This is a genomic window from Grimontia sp. AD028 (assembly GCF_000973155.1).
Classification (GTDB): domain Bacteria; phylum Pseudomonadota; class Gammaproteobacteria; order Enterobacterales; family Vibrionaceae; genus Enterovibrio; species Enterovibrio indicus.
In genome coordinates, this window is the sequence record NZ_LASY01000153.1 from 1 (window position 1) to 17,131 (window position 17,131).

12 protein-coding genes are annotated in these 17,131 nt (G+C 49.5%); 11 read left to right on the plus strand and 1 reads right to left on the minus strand.

Translation table 11 applies throughout. The features are described 5' to 3' along the window. The first annotated feature begins 203 nt into the window (after positions 1-203). From RN22_RS22945 to RN22_RS22990, 10 genes are all read left to right on the plus strand, one after another. Positions 204-1,712: an O-antigen ligase gene (locus RN22_RS22945; RefSeq protein ID WP_046308096.1), complete on the plus strand. Its 1,509-nt coding sequence runs from the start codon at positions 204-206 to the stop codon at positions 1,710-1,712. Between the two features lie 191 nt (positions 1,713-1,903). Continuing rightward, positions 1,904-3,727, plus strand: a complete 1,824-nt coding sequence (locus tag RN22_RS22950) for a response regulator (protein WP_082111459.1) — start codon at positions 1,904-1,906, stop codon at positions 3,725-3,727. Between the two features lie 165 nt (positions 3,728-3,892). Beyond that, complete coding sequence (locus RN22_RS22955) at positions 3,893-4,129, plus strand: hypothetical protein (protein WP_002539875.1); 237 nt, start codon at positions 3,893-3,895, stop codon at positions 4,127-4,129. A 368-nt stretch (positions 4,130-4,497) separates the two neighbouring features. Then, positions 4,498-4,824: an STAS domain-containing protein gene (locus tag RN22_RS22960; protein WP_046308100.1), complete on the plus strand. Its 327-nt coding sequence runs from the start codon at positions 4,498-4,500 to the stop codon at positions 4,822-4,824. Positions 4,825-4,849: 25 nt separating this feature from the next. Beyond that, positions 4,850-5,659: an OmpA family protein gene (locus tag RN22_RS22965; protein WP_046308102.1), complete on the plus strand. Its 810-nt coding sequence runs from the start codon at positions 4,850-4,852 to the stop codon at positions 5,657-5,659. Further along, positions 5,656-7,755, plus strand: coding sequence for an SLBB domain-containing protein (locus RN22_RS22970; protein WP_046308104.1), 2,100 nt, complete (start codon positions 5,656-5,658; stop codon positions 7,753-7,755). The genes RN22_RS22965 and RN22_RS22970 overlap by 4 nt, the downstream gene beginning before the upstream one ends. Beyond that, positions 7,755-8,462: a hypothetical protein gene (locus tag RN22_RS22975; protein WP_002539871.1), complete on the plus strand. Its 708-nt coding sequence runs from the start codon at positions 7,755-7,757 to the stop codon at positions 8,460-8,462. The genes RN22_RS22970 and RN22_RS22975 overlap by 1 nt, the downstream gene beginning before the upstream one ends. Positions 8,463-8,465: 3 nt before the next feature. Next, positions 8,466-10,007: a response regulator gene (locus RN22_RS22980; RefSeq protein ID WP_046308107.1), complete on the plus strand. Its 1,542-nt coding sequence runs from the start codon at positions 8,466-8,468 to the stop codon at positions 10,005-10,007. A gap of 56 nt (positions 10,008-10,063) precedes the next feature. After that, positions 10,064-13,123 carry a PAS domain S-box protein gene (locus RN22_RS22985; RefSeq protein ID WP_231590958.1) on the plus strand — a complete coding sequence of 1,020 codons (3,060 nt, stop codon included), beginning with the start codon at positions 10,064-10,066 and terminating at the stop codon, positions 13,121-13,123. An 83-nt stretch (positions 13,124-13,206) separates the two neighbouring features. Next, entirely contained in the window at positions 13,207-14,643 is a 1,437-nt protein-coding gene (locus RN22_RS22990; RefSeq protein WP_046308109.1) for a sigma-54 dependent transcriptional regulator, read from the plus strand. A gap of 80 nt (positions 14,644-14,723) precedes the next feature. Here the strand turns inward: RN22_RS22990 and RN22_RS22995 are convergent, their stop codons facing one another. Continuing rightward, positions 14,724-15,662, minus strand: a complete 939-nt coding sequence (locus RN22_RS22995) for an NAD-dependent epimerase/dehydratase family protein (RefSeq protein ID WP_046308111.1) — start codon at positions 15,660-15,662, stop codon at positions 14,724-14,726. A gap of 423 nt (positions 15,663-16,085) precedes the next feature. Here RN22_RS22995 and RN22_RS23000 point away from each other — a divergent pair, with 423 nt between their 5' ends. Beyond that, a complete protein-coding gene (locus RN22_RS23000; RefSeq protein WP_046308113.1) occupies positions 16,086-17,093 on the plus strand; it encodes a glycosyltransferase family 4 protein in 1,008 nt (335 codons plus the stop codon). Positions 17,094-17,131 lie beyond the last annotated feature (38 nt).

The window sequence follows — 17,131 nt, forward strand, 5'->3', positions numbered from 1 at the left end:
GAACTCAAGCATCTTCAGGTAGTTTGGGTATATTTCCTATTTGACATGCAAAATCAAACAAAGCGCGCCGCACTGGCGCGTTTTTTCTTTTCACTTTCTGTAACCCGTTATTTTAAAAACATTTAATAACTCTACTTTCTCTGGCGCACATTTTGCTGCGATCTCTGCTTTACTCAATGCATGGGATTTCTTCATCCAGAAAAATGCAATTAATCGAATGGCTTAACGACCAGCGCCTGCTGTTGCTTGTCCGTATCAGAACACACTTCGTACACGCGACTGCTGCGTTTGTCGCGCTGTCGTGTTTGCTATGGTTGGTCATTCCTCATCCCGTCATTCCCATTGCGATTGGTCTGGTGCCCCTTGCCATTCTTATTACCCTTTCTCAACCTGTCCTGCTGGGGCTGTTGTTTATCGCTTTCTCTTTTTTCCGCCTTCATGAGGCTTTTGCACCACTCTACAATTTCAAAATCCCACTGTTGTTGTCTCTCGGTACCCTGACCACGCTGACATGGCACATAGGTATCAGTGGCAAACTCAAAATGTGGTCTTCCAAAGAACTGAATACCTTCTACATTTTTTTTGCACTTGTCGTGATTGGCATCCCTCTCTCCAGCAATGTGGGTGAAGCCATTGCCTACTTCAAAAACATCTACGTCAAAATTGGCATTATGACCCCCGCACTGGCGTGGCTGCTTACGGGAGTTCACCACTATCGCAATGCGCTCGTCATGATTACCGTATCTGGGGTCGTGGTGGCAATTGTCACCCTTTTCAATAAGGTCAATGGCATTGGCTTAGTGGAAGAAACGCGTGTCACCGTGGGCCGTGAACTTGGCTCCGTGCTTGGTGACCCCAACGATTTAGCGCTGGTGTTACTGTTCCCCTTTTCGTTTACCATCAGCATCTTGTTGACGCCCGGACTTTCCAAGAAAACCCGCTTCTTTGCACTGATTGCGACTATCGCCATATTTTTTGCCATTATCGCAACTCAAAGCCGTGGTGGACTGCTGGGCATCATGTCTGCTGTCGGCATTCTTGCCTGGCGCCGCGTGAAATCGAAAACGTTGCTTTTCATTGGTGGCGGGATTGCCGCTGCGGTGCTGTTCACAGTGGCAGGTATCAGTGGGCGAAAATCTGGTGGTGCAGCGGAAGAAGGTCTGGATGCATCGGCACAAGGCCGACTCTATGCGTGGGAAGCGGCTTTCTACATGGCGTTGGAAAATCCTTTGTCTGGCGTTGGCCTTAATAACTTCTACTTCAACTATTTCTACTATTCAAAGCACTGGGATGGTTTGAACCACGCCGTTCACAGCACATGGTTTGGCGTGCTGGGTGAAACTGGCTTTGTCGGTTTAATCGCTTTTCTTGTCATGACCATCACCGTTTACCGCTCAGCCCAAAGTGCTACCAATATCGTGAAAGAAAACGCCGAAAGGTACAGCCCTGTTATTCGTGCCATATCGGAAGGGCTTTACTCGGGTATCATCGCGTTCTTTGTGTCAGGTACCTTTCTCACCCAAGGCTTCACTTGGCCGATCTATATTTTGATCGCACTGACCGCCTCTGTTTACCGGTATGTAAAGTTGAAGGAAAAAGCATTTCTCCAGCAAAGCGAAGCGGAAAAACAAGCAGACGACCAAAACGCCGACATATCGCCTCCTTCACAAGAGCCACATGACTCTTCAGCATCTCCCTTCGATAAGCGCTAACTAGGGGCAGCTGATCCTTGCATTTAAAAACTTGGCAAAGTCCCTGCATAGTCCTCTTAAGAACACAGCTAAATACGTTAAATAAAGCAGGAATCGCGCTCAATTTGCTCAAAGTGACACGCAAAGTCATTGTCAAACTGAGAGCCTGACAAGGAAACGAGCAGGCCGCGAGGACGGCGAAGGAGATGATGATGAAACAGTTACCACTCTGGCTCAAATACATGCTGTCCGTACTTGCAATAACCATGGCCCTGAGCTTTATTGCTGGCGAAGCCGCTCGTTCATTTGAACGCCAATATCTTTCTGATCGAATGGACAATCAAATCCGCGCGAATTTTTCAGCGCTGACGGCAGCACTGTCTTCAGACGTACTCATCAAGAATTCTGGCGCACTGAATGAAAAGCTCGCGCTAATGGCAGAGCATTACCCCGACCTCTGCTATATCTCCATCATTACTGATGGCGGCGTGCAAATTGGACAATGGGGCGATAAACCTCACGACAACAACCCAATGGCTCTCAATTTCGTCAACTCTGTGACCTATCGTGACACCCAAGTCGGCGACATGCAGATTTCCATGAGTAAAAAACAAATGATGGCCGACATTGAAATCCACGTAGAAACCGTGCGCTTTTACACAGCACTGGCTTTACTCTCGCTTGGTTTTCTCATTTTCTTGCTGTCACAAAAGATGGTTTTTGGCCCGCTATCAAAAATCAATCAGCGTTTAATAGACATTGCCGAACAAGAAGGCCGAGCACCGCAGCATGTCAACGAAATTACACGCCTGTCTAAGTCCGTCGATGATCTGGAATTTCACATTGAGCATTTGCGGTATAGAGAACAAGAACTCGAGCAGGCGAGGGAACATGCTGTGGCTGCGAACCTCGCCAAATCCCAGTTTATCGCTACCATGAGCCATGAGATACGCACTCCGATGAATGCTATTTTGGGGGCGATTGATATCCTCAAAGAAGAAAAACTCCCAGAGCAATGCCAAACCCTCACCAATATGGCTGACGACGCTGCGCACCTGCTGCTTAATCAACTCAATGACATACTGGACTACTCGAAAATCGACGTCGGTGCTATCAAGGTCGAAGAAAAAGAATTTGATGTCGCTGAGATGGCGCGTGGCGTGATCTCTATGTTTGAAAAGTCAGCAGAGACCAAAGGCATCAGCCTGAGATTAGATGACAGGCTGAACCACCATATCATCGCCAAAGCTGATGAAGGCAAGCTCTCCCAAGTTGTCACTAACCTGGTGGGCAATGCCATCAAATTCACCCAATGTGGCGAAGTGGAACTCATGCTCAGCCATCACTTCCCTCAAGGTCTTCGCATTCACGTCAGAGACTCCGGGATTGGGGTAGATCCAGAGTATCAGAAGATCATTTTTGAACCCTTTACCCAGAAAGATGCGACCTTCTCGCGCACCTACGGCGGCGTCGGTATGGGGCTAGCCATTTCCAAGCGTTTGGTTGAATTGATGGGTGGTGACATCCAGTTGGAAAGTCATGTCGGATTGGGCAGTGAATTCACCGTGGTGCTGCCTTGTGAGCTGCATTACCCCGAAGAGTATGTACCTAACCCACACAGCAGAACAGCTTTTAAAAGCGACACAGGCGCTGCAATTCTCTTGGTGGAAGACAACGCTGCCAACCAGTTGATCGCCCGCACCATGCTGGAGCGCGCGGGGTTCAGAGTGACCACCGCCAACAACGGCAAAGAGGCGATATCTGCCATAGAGAAAGAAGAGTTTGCGTTGGTGCTGATGGACTTGCAGATGCCTGAAATGGATGGTTTCACTGCCTGTGAAACCATCAGGGCACTCAATGAACATGGTCGTACTCTGCCAATTCTCGCCATGACCGCCAATGTGACAGAGAAAGACAGAGAGAAATGCAAAGAAGTCGGCATGGATGATTTTCTGGCGAAGCCCGTCAATAAGCGCAAGATGATTGACGTCATTGAGAGTTGGACGGGTAAAAAGCACATCAGCTTTAACGCCTAGCCTGACAGCCTCTCCCTTTGTCTCGAACGAAGAGGGAGAGGCTGTTTTCTCAAACCTCAGCCTGTGCATAATGCCCTTCTTTGTTCTAATTAGGCATCTACTCCCAAACAACCCCAATATGCTCGTACTCAGGTTGTTTGAGTATAAAGAATCAGGATTCGTACGATGGCTGTGACCGCAAAACACCTTTTAAAGATCTACCAAGACCGCGCAAACATGCAAGCGCCTGGAATCACTCACCCGCACGCCCACATTGTGGAGGGGACAGCGAGATTAGTCGAAGTGCTATCCAAGCTCCCGCCAGAAGAAAAAATCTTGATCGAGTGTACGGGCAAAACTCTGTTTATTAGAGAGACCAACGGCGAAGTGCTGGCAGAGATTGACCCTCGAATCCCTGATTAGCCTATCGCTGGCTTTCTCCATTTACCCCCAACTTTATCTTTGACTGCTCACCCACTGGTGTCGCTTAAAGTTGGATCAACATGAAAAGTCAGCATTTCCTATTCCGCCAGCTCACCAACAAATCCTGTACTGCCTCCCGCAAAATCATCGATTTACTTCTATCTTATATTTAAGACAAATCGCCATATGAAGCACTAATTGGCAATCAACATGAAGAGTGCATGAGTTTCCCATTTCTGTTTTCAAAATGAGAAATCCAATATATGCCCTCCACTACAAATCTCTATCTGATTGTTTTTTAACAATAATACAACATGGTATGGAATTCGCATTAGAACCCATATCTATACAGGTGAGGCAAAAAAGTCATGCAAATCGAATCCATTAAACAGCCTGATGAAACCCTGCTGCTGATAGTTCGTGGCGACATGGACGCACAGGGATGCAGCGAAGCACAACCCATATTGGATGAGCTTGTTGCCGATGAACAAATGACGGATATCACCATGAACTTAGGTGAAGTGGACTTCCTCGACAGTTCGGGCATTGGAGCGATTGTGTTTCTGTTCAAACGCCTGAAAGCAAAAGGCCACACTCTGTCTCTGACCAATGTTCATGGTCAACCGATGGAGATCATCACCCTGCTACGTATTAACAGTGCGATTACCGTAGAAGCCGCCCAAACGACTCAGTAAGGCTTTCTTCCCAGGGAGAATTAGGATGACAAACCGCTTTACACTTTTCTTCACGATACTACTGCTCTCTGGTTGTTCAGCGTTTCCTGACCACGGTCAAGGTGGTATGGCCGAAGGTTATCATTCGTCAATCTCTCCCGTCATGCCTGATGAACCTCTCGGCCCTGAGCATGGTTTGCGATTCGAATGGGAATTAGGCGCCAGACACCTCGATGTTCTTGTGCTGGAAGGGGCAGAACTTTGCTTCCCCGCCACCGTATTACAGGCACGCCGTCTACAAGACCGCATTGTTCGTGAACTGCATGGCGGGCTCGAATTTGATGCTGCCAACGACATCATTATCCAACGTGCCACCCTCGAAAGGCTCGAAAAGCAGCTAGATGCAGTGAAGCGCAGTGGCGCTTGTGTACCAGCATCGGCAGACGGCTACAGCAACGCCTCAGACCTCGCTGCAGAAATCTACACCTTACTCAATGTCGATAACCAATTTGCCTTCAATTCACCTGAAGTGAACCCCAAATACATGGGTCACCTGGCAGAAGCCGTTCATCTGCTCCGAGACCTTCCTCAGTACAGTCTTCATGTCACCGGACACGCGGATTCCGTGGGCGGTTCTGCCGCTAACAAAAAGCTGTCTCTCGAACGTGCGAATCAGGTCAAACGTTACCTACAAATATTCGGTTTATCTCCTTCACGCATCACGGTCGATGCAGTGGGTTCAACCGACCCGCTTTTTGAAGGCAGCGAACCTCAAAACCGCCTCGTAAACCGCCGTGTTTCTATCGAATTGGTCGAAGCCGACGCCAATTCAGCAGATGAAGGGAGTCAACCATGACCCGTTTCATCACCCTCTTATTCCTGCTTATGGTCAGCGTTTCCGTGATCGCGGACGAATATCGTGTGCAGGTGGGTGATCAGATTGCCATCATGTTGCCCGGCGAAGTCACCCTGAACAAAGAGTTTCAGGTCGATCGTCAGGGAAGGCTCACCCTCCCGGAAGTTGGCATGATTGAAGCCAACGGCATGACAGAAGCTGAGCTGGATGTCGCAGTGAAAGAAACGCTTGGCGCTGTGTTCCGTGATCTTTCTTCCCTGCAAGTCTTCATCAGCAAACGACAGCTGCTTGTCACCATTCAGGGCTACGTGGAAGAACCGGGTGAGTTCACGCTAAACCAAAATGCCTCAGTGCAAATGGCGCTGTATGCCGCAGGCGGACTGCGTGCCGGTGCTCAATTAGACCGATTCCAGCTGCGCCGAAACGGCGAAGTGATTATTTTTGACTACAAGAAGTTCCTAGATACCGGTGATTCAAGCCTGCTACCTGAACTACGTTCACTGGACACCCTGTTTGTGCCTGCCTCTCCAATGATCGGCAACATTGAACAAACGTTTGACCCTACCGCACTGGCTGATTCCGGTGATGCCGCTGAAGACAGAGAAGCCATCAAAGTATTTGGTGAAGTATTACGCCCTGGCAGTTTCTCCGCAAAAGAGGAAAACAACCTGGTGGACATGCTGATGCGTGCAGGCGGTGTGACCCGCTACGCGGCAGTGGAACAAATCCGCGTTATCTCTGACAACGAGCCAAAAATCTTCGATCTCAAACGCTATCTAGACTCAGGTGATGAAAGCCTTCTGCCGAACATTGTGGCAGGCGCGACGATTTTTGTGCCTAAGCAGGAAGAAGAAATCAAAGCCGGCTCCAACACAGTGTATGTGATGGGTGAAGTCGCCAAGCCTGGTGCTTACGAAGGCAAGGAAGGGGCTACCTTCATTGATATTCTTGCTAACGCAGGCGGCCCCACACGTTTCGCTGAAAGTCGGCAAATCCGTATTATCCGCCGAAATGGCACCAACGTACCGTTCGACCTCACCTTGTTCTCGGAAGGACGAATGACAGATGCTATGCCTAAGATCATGCCGGGCGACGCCATCTTTGTGCCGGAGAAGCTGGATTTGAATGAAAAATCCTGGCTCAAGGTATCGCCTACCCGCGCCGTCCGCGTGATTGGGGAAGTTCTTCGACCCAGCCGGGTTGAATGGTCAGACGAAATGTCGCTGATGGATTTACTCGCCCATGTTGGTGGTCCCACTTCACGCGCCGATACCAGCCGTATTGAAGTCGTCACGCCCATTGGAGGGAATCGCACTAAAACCTACGTGCTGAACCTTGATACCTTCATCAACGAAGGACGACCTGACAGCGAATTACCAGAAATTCGTGCCGGCTCGACCGTCAGGGTCCATGATTTGCCAGATGATCCGACGGACAACAAGTCCAAATGGATTCGTCAGAGCTCAGACAGCTCCATCTACATATTCGGTCAGGTCGGCGCGCCGGGGCGCTACCGCTTCACTGAAGAAATGCATTTTCTCGACATCCTCTCCGCGGCTGACGGCCCAACCACTGATGCCGATATACATAACATTCGCATCACGCATTTAGACGGAAAACATGCCCGCGTCAGTCGCCTCAACCTTGCACTGTTTTTCGAAACCGGTGATGCGAATTTGCTGCCAGAAGTGAATATCGGCGACACCATTTATGTTCCAGAAAAAGATCGCAATTGGTTGGATCGCCCGAAAGAAGAAACCATCCGCGTACTGGGTGCTGTTAACAAACCCGGTCGCTATAACTTCGATGATCATATGACTATTCTGGACTTGCTCGCTGAAGCAGGAGGCACTTCTAACAACGCCTATGTCGAGAAGATCACTGTCGTCAACCTCTCTTGCTGCCGAGATCAAGCGCGAACCTTCAATCTTTCAGAATTCAGCCGAACCGCCCGTTTTCAGGATCTGCCCGTGCTTCGCGCCGGTGATACCGTGTATATACCCAGCAAGGATGAAAGCACCGCAGAAAAAATCCGCCAAGGGATTACCGACTTGTTCCAGATAGCCGGTATCGCCGCACTGATAGGAATATTGTGATGTTTATTTCGCCGCTCAACGTCGAGATCGAACGCATTTACTTTCAGATCGTTCGAAACAATTACAAAACCCTGACCATCACCGCCACGGAATCAGGCGAAGGTGTGACGTCTTTAGCTTCTGCCATTGCCCACCGTTCCCTGCTGGCCGGGCAATCTACCCTTGTGGTTGACCTGAACCTTTACCACCCCAGCCTCGTCAGCCAGGGCATGACAGTCACGACTTACGACAATCATTATCTGCCTAACCCGGAACTGGTAGGCGTGGACGGTGAAAGCACTTACTTCACCGGGATCATTGCACCATCCAAACGCGAAACCATCATGGAGCTTCGTCGCCCCGGTTCTTTGGAAGCGTATGTCGAAGAGTGGCATAAAGACTATGACCTCATCATCTTCGACACCTCGCCGATGGCGCGCTTGAACGCCAACAACATTCCTCCTGAAAGGGTCGCGTCTGCGTCGGACGGAACCATTTTGGTTGTGATGTCAGGGCAAACCACGGAAGCTCAGGCATCTGAATCTGTGAAGAAATTACACGATGCCGGAGGCCACTTGTTGGGCTGTGTGATGAACGACAAAAACAATCCGTCGCTGAAGACTGAAATTCTTCGCGAAGTCGGCAGGCTGTCCAAACGATTCCCGAAAATCACCCAAAGGCTACGTAAGTCTATCTTCAGTAGCCATCTGTTATCGTTGGAGATATAGCGTATGGTCTCTGTGGTAAAGGAAGAATGCCGCCCTGCTACGCTGGCTAAGGTCAGTAGTACACGAAAACATTTAGGCGAAACGCTTAAACAACGTGGCGTGGCTGATCACCTTTCCAACAAAATCCAGCTCTGCTTTTCTGAAGCGGCCGCTAACCTGATAGAGCACACAGACCCTCACCCGACCTTTATTGCTGTCAGTTTGGAATGTGTTGATGGCGCCTGGATGCTGCACATTGAGGATGACGGCGAGAGCTGGGATCCAACCTTGGCGAACCGGGTGCAATCACTCGATACCTTTGAAGAAAAAGAGGGTGGACGAGGTCTCGCTCTGATCCACAGCCTGACCGACGAACTCGAATACGTGAAACGCACCACGTTTGGTGCCAATCGCCTCACACTGAAATGGAAGATACAGCAGGTCGCGACTAAGCCCAGCGTATTAGTTGTTGAGGACGATGATAGCCAGCGTCGCCTGATCAGCGCATATCTCTCCGAGCACTTTAAGGTTTCTGAAGCTGCAAATGGTCAGGAAGCCCTGCAGTTCTTAATGAATAACCACGTTGATTTGGTGATTTCTGATATTCGTATGCCCAGTATGGATGGGTTAGACCTTAAAAGAGCACTCCATAAGCAAACCAATACCCTGCTCACTCCATTCATTTTCCTGACCTATGCGGACAGTCAGGAAGTACGTGACAACGCCATGGGGTTGGGGATCGATGATTATATCCTCAAGCCTGTCACCAAATCTGCATTGGTGCAAAGCGCCCGAAGGGTATTGCACCGGTCAGAGCAAATCTATCGCCAACTCACCGATAAGGTGAACCACAGAATTACGCACTCTTTGACTCCATCACTACCGACAGAATCCCGCAATTGGCAAATTGCGATTGCCACCAGAAATACCGGGATTGGGGGTGGCGATTTGGTGTTGCACCGCAACACCGATGATTTCCTGATGATCAACATGGTCGATGTGATGGGCCATGATGTGGCAGCCAAATTCTTCTCTTATGCCTATGGTGGCTACCTGCGCGGATTGATGTATCACGTCGACGACACTGATGACCCATGCGGCACGCTATTAAGCCGTCTTTCTGACTGTGCCATGGACGATAATTTGCTCTCACAGGTCATCTTAACCTGCTGCTCTGTCGCGCTTTACGACAATGCCACCTTATTAATGGCAACCGCTGGTCATCCTCCGCCAATTAAAGTCAGCGAACAAGGCGCAGAACTGATGGATGTCGGCGGCATAATGCCCGGTGTGCTCTATGGCGCAGACTACCAAACCCTGACCTCGACGCTCAGTTCAGGAGAGCGTATTGCACTTTATACCGATGGCTTGTTTGAGGCGGCAGACTCGGCGGAGAGTCGACAGGTGCTCGAAAAAGCGGTGATGCGTGAACTGGAAAGCACGCGCTCATTACCCGTCGGAGAGGCTGTTCAGCATGTTATGCAGGTATTTGATAACTATGGGGATTGGCACCGCGACGATGCCACCATTGTGCTGTTGGAATATGCCGAGCCTGTACTAGACTGACAGTAAATCGTTCATTTTTATGCCATCAGGCTCATAAATAAAAGCAGAGGCCCGCTTTGAAGATTCGCATTAAAACTATTTATCGCGTTGCTCTTATTTTCGTCATCGGGCTGGCAGTGATGATCGCTTTTGCTGCGACATTGCTTGAAAAAGAAAAGCATCATGATGTGTATCATCTCGAGGCACATATTTCTCAATTGGTCACGCTTACCACCCTGCCTTATCTAGAACGCAGAGATCTGAAAGGGCTGCAACGTATTTCAGACGAAATCACCAAGCAACCGGGAATTTTGTACCTGACAATTGAAAAAGGGCAGGACGTTTGGGCCCACTCTCATTCATCGCGGGATCCCACCATTAAAGTCACCACCGTTTCGGTTCCCATCGAAAAAAGCCCGGTTCCAAACGTTGAAGCAGTGATTGGTTTTCAGGCTCAACACTTTGAATCAGCATCGTCCGAACTGGGGCAAATCATCATATTTAGCACGGTGGCGCTCGCCATCATCGCCATATTCAGCATCTACATTATGATGGTCGGCGCAATGCGACCATTGAAACGCTTAAACCATCTGCAAGGTACCGACACAGCACCAGAGGATGTCAAGCTGGTCAATTACGCCGATGACATCAGCGCCACCGTCGAATATATTCTCAACACCAAAGACAAGTTGGATAAAAGCTACGCTCAGCTCGACGCTTCACTCAAAGAACAAAAGTATTCGTACATTGAAGCGCGCCAAATTGAAGAGCAAAGCGAAGCCATCTATAAAGCCTCACACGACGCAATCATTGTGGCCAACGATCAGGATGTCATCATCGAGTTCAGCCCGGTCGCAGAACAAATTTTCGGTTGGGATCGGGATGATATTGTCGGAAAAACCATGGCAGATACCATCGTCCCACCGCCCATGCGGGACATGCACATTCAGGGCATGCGCCATTTTTTAGAAACCGGTGAAGGCCCAGTCCTCAATCAACGCATTGAGCTTAGCGCCATTCGTCGTAGCGGTCGGGAGTTTCCTATCGAGATCTCCATCTCTGCCGCGAAAACACAGAAAGGACACATCTTTGTTTCCTATATCCGTGATATTTCCCAACGTCTTCAGAACCAAACAGAGCTTAAAATTGCTGCTCACGCTTTCGATACCTCACAACCCGTTTTCATCGCCGATAACAAAGGTCATATCATTCGCAGTAATCCAGCCTTCACGACCATTACTGGCTATCAAAGCAGCGAAGTCGCCGGTGAAAAACCCCGTTCATTGACAGCGAACCCAGAAGATCTCGGCTTCCACAAAAAGATATGGCGTATTTTGAATTCCGAAGGCAGTTGGGAAGGAGAAATGCGCTTGCGGCATAAAGCCGGACATAACATTCCGGTGTTTATGTCAATCACGTCCATCACCGATGAAAACAACGAACTCAGCCACTATGTTGCCCACTTCTTTGATTTAACGGAACAAAAGCGGGGCGAAGCGAAACTCAAAGAAATGCAGCAGGCCGCAGAGAACGCCAACAAAGCAAAAAGCCACTTTCTGGCCGCCATGAGCCATGAAATTCGCACGCCAATGAACGGCGTACTCGGCGTGCTTGGGCTTTTGAAAGAAACTGAGCTCGATGACTTACAGAAAAAGCTGGTGAAAACTGCCCGAGAATCCGGTGAATTGTTGCTGGCCATCATCAACGACATTCTCGACTTCTCCAAGATGGAAGCAGGCAAGCTCTCGCTCGAGAACAACCCGTTCAACATGTATGACTTGTTCGAACACACAGTCGATATCGTCTACCCGCAGGCAGAGAACAAAAACCTCCAGCTGACCTCCCGTATCGCTGACGGTGTACCAAAGTATTTGGTCGGCGATGGCGATCGTGTCCGCCAAATTCTGTTGAACCTGCTTTCCAACGCGGTGAAATACACCAACACCGGCACCGTAAATATCAACCTTCAATGCTTACACCGCCGACATGATTCGGTGCAACTTCAGGTCGATGTGAAAGACACAGGAATAGGAATTGACCAAAAACACATTCCTACCCTGTTTGAAGAATTCACGATGGCGCAGGCCACCTACAGCCGGACCCATGAAGGGAGCGGGTTGGGTTTAGCCATTTGCCGCCAGTTGGTCAGTCAGATGAACGGGCAAATCTCAGTGATCAGTGAAGTGGGTAAAGGGTCCACCTTCACTTTTACTATTGAGTTGGCCATTGCGGATGAGCAGGAATCAGGTGAGGTAACTAGCAAGAGTAAGCAAGACATCAACCCAACCAATATTTCAGATAACCTGCGCATCCTGGTGGCAGAAGACAATCCCGCAAACCAAATCGTGCTGCGCACCATGATGGAATTCTCCGGTATTTCTGTCGATATCGTCAGTAACGGCGTCGAAGCCGTCGAAGCCGTTTCACGTATTCCTTACGACATTGTTTTAATGGACATTTCGATGCCACACATGGACGGCATGGAAGCCACCAAGAGAATTCGTGCAATGGACACTCCGGCTAAAGATGTCGTGATTATCGCCCTCACCGCCCACGCACTTCGTGGCGACCGGGAGCACTTTATCGAACTTGGTATGGATGACTTTGTTTCCAAACCCTTTACCCGACAATCCATCCTCGACTGCCTTGCCCGCTGGCAACCGAACGACGCTGCAATTAGCCCAAGGTCAGCGCCAGACAGTGCACTCTCTATGGCCTCGAAACCCATTACAGGCATGGCGGACGTTAACGTCGAAACCGATATCGATCCAGATAACAACGCGCCGGTGGTAGATGAAGCCACTCTGGCACAATTGGCCAAAGATACGTCCGCAGAACTGGTGCCAGAGTTGATTGAGTTTTACATCAAAGATGCCCGTCAGCGGGTGGAAAAAATCGCCCAGTCGGCGGATGAGAACGACCATTACATGCTGGAATTTGAAGCACATACGCTCGGCAGCAGTGCTGCAGCTCATGGCAACAAACAGCTTTGTGCATTTTGTAGAGACATCGAAAAGCATTGTCATGAGCAAAGCTTTGATCTTGCGCTCGAAAGAGCAAAAGCCATTTCTGATATTGCAGAAATGTCTTTCGAAGCGTTAGAAGCTCGGGCAGAAAAAGGCTTTACGGAACAGTAGGCCGAATATGTCTTACACTTAAGACAAAAGCTAACCATCGCTTACCGTGCTAAGCCGACGGTCACAAAGAGGAAAAAGCCCACATGAAGTCAACGTACCGCGTCCTGATCATTGAAGACTCGCTACCACTCGCTAACCTCTATAAACAATATCTGGCCAACGAGTCTGTTGAACTGGCCTGCGTCGAAACCGGTCAGGCGGCGCTCGATTACCTCCAGGAATGCACACCCCACCTTATTTTGCTCGACCTGAAACTGCCTGATATGCCTGGTGAAGAAATCCTGCAGTGGATTAAAAAACAGGGGATTCCTTCTTCCGTTATCATCGTCACCAGCCACGGCACGCTCAACACTGCCGTCGATTTGATGCGCCAAGGTGCGGTGGATTTTCTCGAAAAACCGGTCAGTGCAGAAAGGCTCAAAACAACCATTAAGAATCAATTAGAGCACGCACGTCTTCAAGGTTTGGTGGAAGACCTACAAAGCAGCTTTGAGCGGCACACCTATCATGGTTTCATCGGTGCCAGTCTACCGATGCAGAACGTTTACCGCATTATCGACTCTGCCGCCCCAAGCAAAGCCACCGTCTTTATCACTGGGGAAAGCGGCACCGGTAAAGAGGTGTGTGCAGAAGCCATTCATAACCAAAGTCCTCGTGCAGGTGAGCCCTTTGTCGCATTAAACTGCGGCGCGATTCCTCACGATTTGATGGAGAGCGAAATTTTCGGTCATATCAAAGGGGCTTTTACCGGCGCGAGCAGTGACAGAAAAGGGGCGGCGGCACAAGCCAATGGCGGCACCTTGTTCCTTGATGAAATCTGCGAAATGGATTTAGAACTGCAGAAAAAACTGCTGAGATTTATCCAAACAGGACGCTACCAGAAAGTCGGTGCCAGCAAAGAAGAGAGCGTAGACATTCGCTTCTTGTGTGCAACCAACCGCGACCCGATGAAAGAAGTGGCCGAAGGTCGTTTCCGCGAAGATTTATACTATCGTCTCCACGTGGTACCACTCGCCATGCCACCGCTTCGCGAGCGAGGCGATGACATTCTTTCTATCGCCACCAGCTTCTTGGTTTCTTACGCCAAAGAGGAAGGAAAACTCTTCTCCCGTTTTTCCCCCGAAGCAGAAGTCGTGCTGCGCCATTATCCCTGGCCGGGCAACGTCCGCCAGTTGCAGAATGTGGTTCGCAATGTAGTGGTTCTTCATGATGGGGAGGCGGTTACCATCAAACAGTTACCGCCACCTTTGAATGAAACATTGAGCGATCAGGAAATCCGGTCCATCACCAAAACCATGAAACCTGTTGAGCCTGTGAAATCTGAATTTATTGAGGAAAGAGCGGACGAAGACGCAGCACCTGATTCTGACATTCGCCCATTGAGCGAAATTGAGCGGGAAGCCATTCAGAAAACCATCGCCTATTGTGATGGAAACGTGTTGAAGGCCGCCGTTCTATTGCAAATTAGTCCTTCCACGCTTTATCGGAAAAAGCAGGCTTGGGAAACCGACGAAGTCTGATCAACATTTCCCTCTTCAAACCAAAAACAACGCCGCATAAATGCGGCGTTGTTCTTTCGGATGTTATTGAGATTGCCGAGCTATCCCACTGAGCGTTCACCGTCTTCGTTGAGGTAATCAATCAACTCTCTCAGCCCTTGCGTGACTGAGGTTTTCGCGACCAGACGCAGCTCTTTTTGTGCATGCATGGGGCTTCCAATTGACGTGCGGATATCACCTTTTCGCGCTGTCAGGTAGGACACACTGACTTTTATCCCTGTTAACGTCATCAAGGTATTGGCTAGTTGGTTAACAGAAAGTGCTTCACCACGGCATACATTAAACACCTCAGGTGTCGTCGAGATGTTCTGCATCGCACCACGAAGGAAGCGGACCACATCGCCGACAAAAATGAAATCCCGCGTTTGCTCGCCATCACCAAAAATTGTCAGGGGTTGAGAGGCCATGATTCTATCGGCGAAGATAGAAATCACGCCGGAATAAGGCGATTTGGGATCCTGTCTGGGCCCAAATACATTGAAAAAACGCATTCCCGCTGTCGGAACACCATGAACCATGGAAGCCACTCTGGCGTGAAGTTCCGATCCCAGCTTATCTGCGCCGTAGGCGGTCAGTGGTCGGGGGATCGAGCGCTCTGACAGAGGCATATCAGCGTTATCGCCATAAACCGCAGCAGAAGAAGCATAGACGACAGGCGTTTTAGCGGCTCGGGCAGCCTCAAATACACGAATGCTAGCGGTCAGGTTCACCTGATGGGTTTCAATCCACTCTTCATTTGACCGTTCAACAGAAGCTATGGCGGCGAGGTGATAACAGCCGTCCATTTCTTTCATCGCCTCTTCCAGCACACCTGGCTGGCAGATGTCTGCAACACGAAGTTCGCAGTGTCTTGGAACGTTGTTGCGGTAGCCCGTTGAGAGGTTGTCGACGACCCTGACATGGTGGCCCTCTGCCAGAAGCGATTCAACTAAGTGGGATCCGATAAATCCGCATCCGCCTGTCACTAAATAACTTGCCATAAAGACCTCTGTCCGTTTCGAGATTCTATCGGCACTCTCTGCAAAGGGTTTGCCAGATTTTCTGAACTTAGCGTCATTTCAGAAAGAAATACGACTTAAACTCTAAGAATTATTCATTAAATTCATAGATATAAATCAAATTCACTTTATTGCTATTGATAGAGATCTTCCATCAACAAAAAGCCCCCTTCTCTGTTCTATCTTTGTGAGAAAGAAGCGGGCTCCTATCATTTCGTCATTTTGACATGCGGTTTGACTAATTCCGTTGTCTCCTTTTCTCATTTTGATGAATTTCAACACCTTGCACACACTGCAGAATAACGCCCTCTTCAGAATTTCAATGAGTTAGCACACTGGCATTAAGTTTGCTGGAGGCCTTCGATAGGGTCTTTTCTCTTTCTTCATTGGAAATGGGTGGTAAAAATGGAAACGAAGAAGATTTGGTTAGTATTAGACAGTCGCGGTTTCGGCGGTATCGAGTCTCACGTAGAGCATCTGGCTCTTGGCTTGAACAGTGCGCGGAATGAAGTGACTGTGGTCTTTCTCAATAACTACGGCAACCATCCTGTCCAACGCCGCCTCCTTTATGCAGGTCTCCAGTGTGAGGTGCTAGACGGACGTTTGACAACCCTCTGGCGTGAAATACGCAAGCACAAGCCTGACGTTATTCATACCCATGGTTACAAAGCCGGCATTCTGCTTCGCCCTATGTGTAAGGTGATAGGAATCACCTGCGCAAGCACCTTCCACAGCGGCGAAGAAAAACAAGGAAAGCTAAAGATGTACGACTGGTTTGACCGTCATACCGCTTTTTTGGCCGACAAAGTGTTCGCTGTCAGCACGCCCATTCTGTCAACGATCCCCTGCCCTGCTGAACTGTCGGACAACTTTGTTAATACCAGAGACCTCTCTTTATCAACCGGCGAAGAGATTGCCTTTGTCGGTCGCCTCAGCAAAGAAAAAGCGCCCGACCGTTTCGTGCTGCTTGCCAAACACTTTCCTTATATGGACTTCCACATTTATGGCGATGGCCCCATGCGTAAGGATCTTGAAAAGTCTGCGCCTGCCAACGTGGTGTTCCATGGCGCTCAGACAGACATGAGAAGGGTGTGGCCAAGAATTGGGCTGTTGGTGTTGCCGTCCCGCGCTGAAGGTCTCCCTATGTCATCGCTTGAAGCCATGGCGCGGGGGATTCCGGTGGCCGCTTTCAATGTCGGTGCGCTCAATAAGCTCATCCAGCACGATAAAAATGGTTGGTTGCTGAAACAAGGGGACGTGACATCCATGGTCGATGTGGTGCATGACTGGCGAAACAGCGATCCGGAAAAGCGTTCAACGTGGCAAATCAACGCGATTTCAACCATTAAAGAGCGTTACTCCGCTGAAGCTGTCGTTCCGAAATTGCTGAAGGCTTATACCCAAACGACCTGAAGATGCTCGTATTCAGAGGCCATCAATGCGTTCAATTC

Bases quoted from the DNA above. Each gene is read 5' to 3' on its own strand.
- RN22_RS22955 (WP_002539875.1), top strand. From the start codon at position 3,893: ATGGCTGTGACCGCAAAACACCTTTTAAAGATCTACCAAGACCGCGCA.
- RN22_RS22960 (WP_046308100.1), top strand. From the start codon at position 4,498: ATGCAAATCGAATCCATTAAACAGCCTGATGAAACCCTGCTGCTGATA.
- RN22_RS22970 (WP_046308104.1), top strand. From the start codon at position 5,656: ATGACCCGTTTCATCACCCTCTTATTCCTGCTTATGGTCAGCGTTTCC.
- RN22_RS22980 (WP_046308107.1), top strand. From the start codon at position 8,466: ATGGTCTCTGTGGTAAAGGAAGAATGCCGCCCTGCTACGCTGGCTAAG.
- RN22_RS22945 (WP_046308096.1), top strand. From the start codon at position 204: ATGCAATTAATCGAATGGCTTAACGACCAGCGCCTGCTGTTGCTTGTC.
- RN22_RS22950 (WP_082111459.1), top strand. From the start codon at position 1,904: ATGAAACAGTTACCACTCTGGCTCAAATACATGCTGTCCGTACTTGCA.
- RN22_RS22975 (WP_002539871.1), top strand. From the start codon at position 7,755: ATGTTTATTTCGCCGCTCAACGTCGAGATCGAACGCATTTACTTTCAG.
- RN22_RS23000 (WP_046308113.1), top strand. From the start codon at position 16,086: ATGGAAACGAAGAAGATTTGGTTAGTATTAGACAGTCGCGGTTTCGGC.
- RN22_RS22995 (WP_046308111.1), bottom strand. From the start codon at position 15,662: ATGGCAAGTTATTTAGTGACAGGCGGATGCGGATTTATCGGATCCCAC.
- RN22_RS22965 (WP_046308102.1), top strand. From the start codon at position 4,850: ATGACAAACCGCTTTACACTTTTCTTCACGATACTACTGCTCTCTGGT.
- RN22_RS22990 (WP_046308109.1), top strand. From the start codon at position 13,207: ATGAAGTCAACGTACCGCGTCCTGATCATTGAAGACTCGCTACCACTC.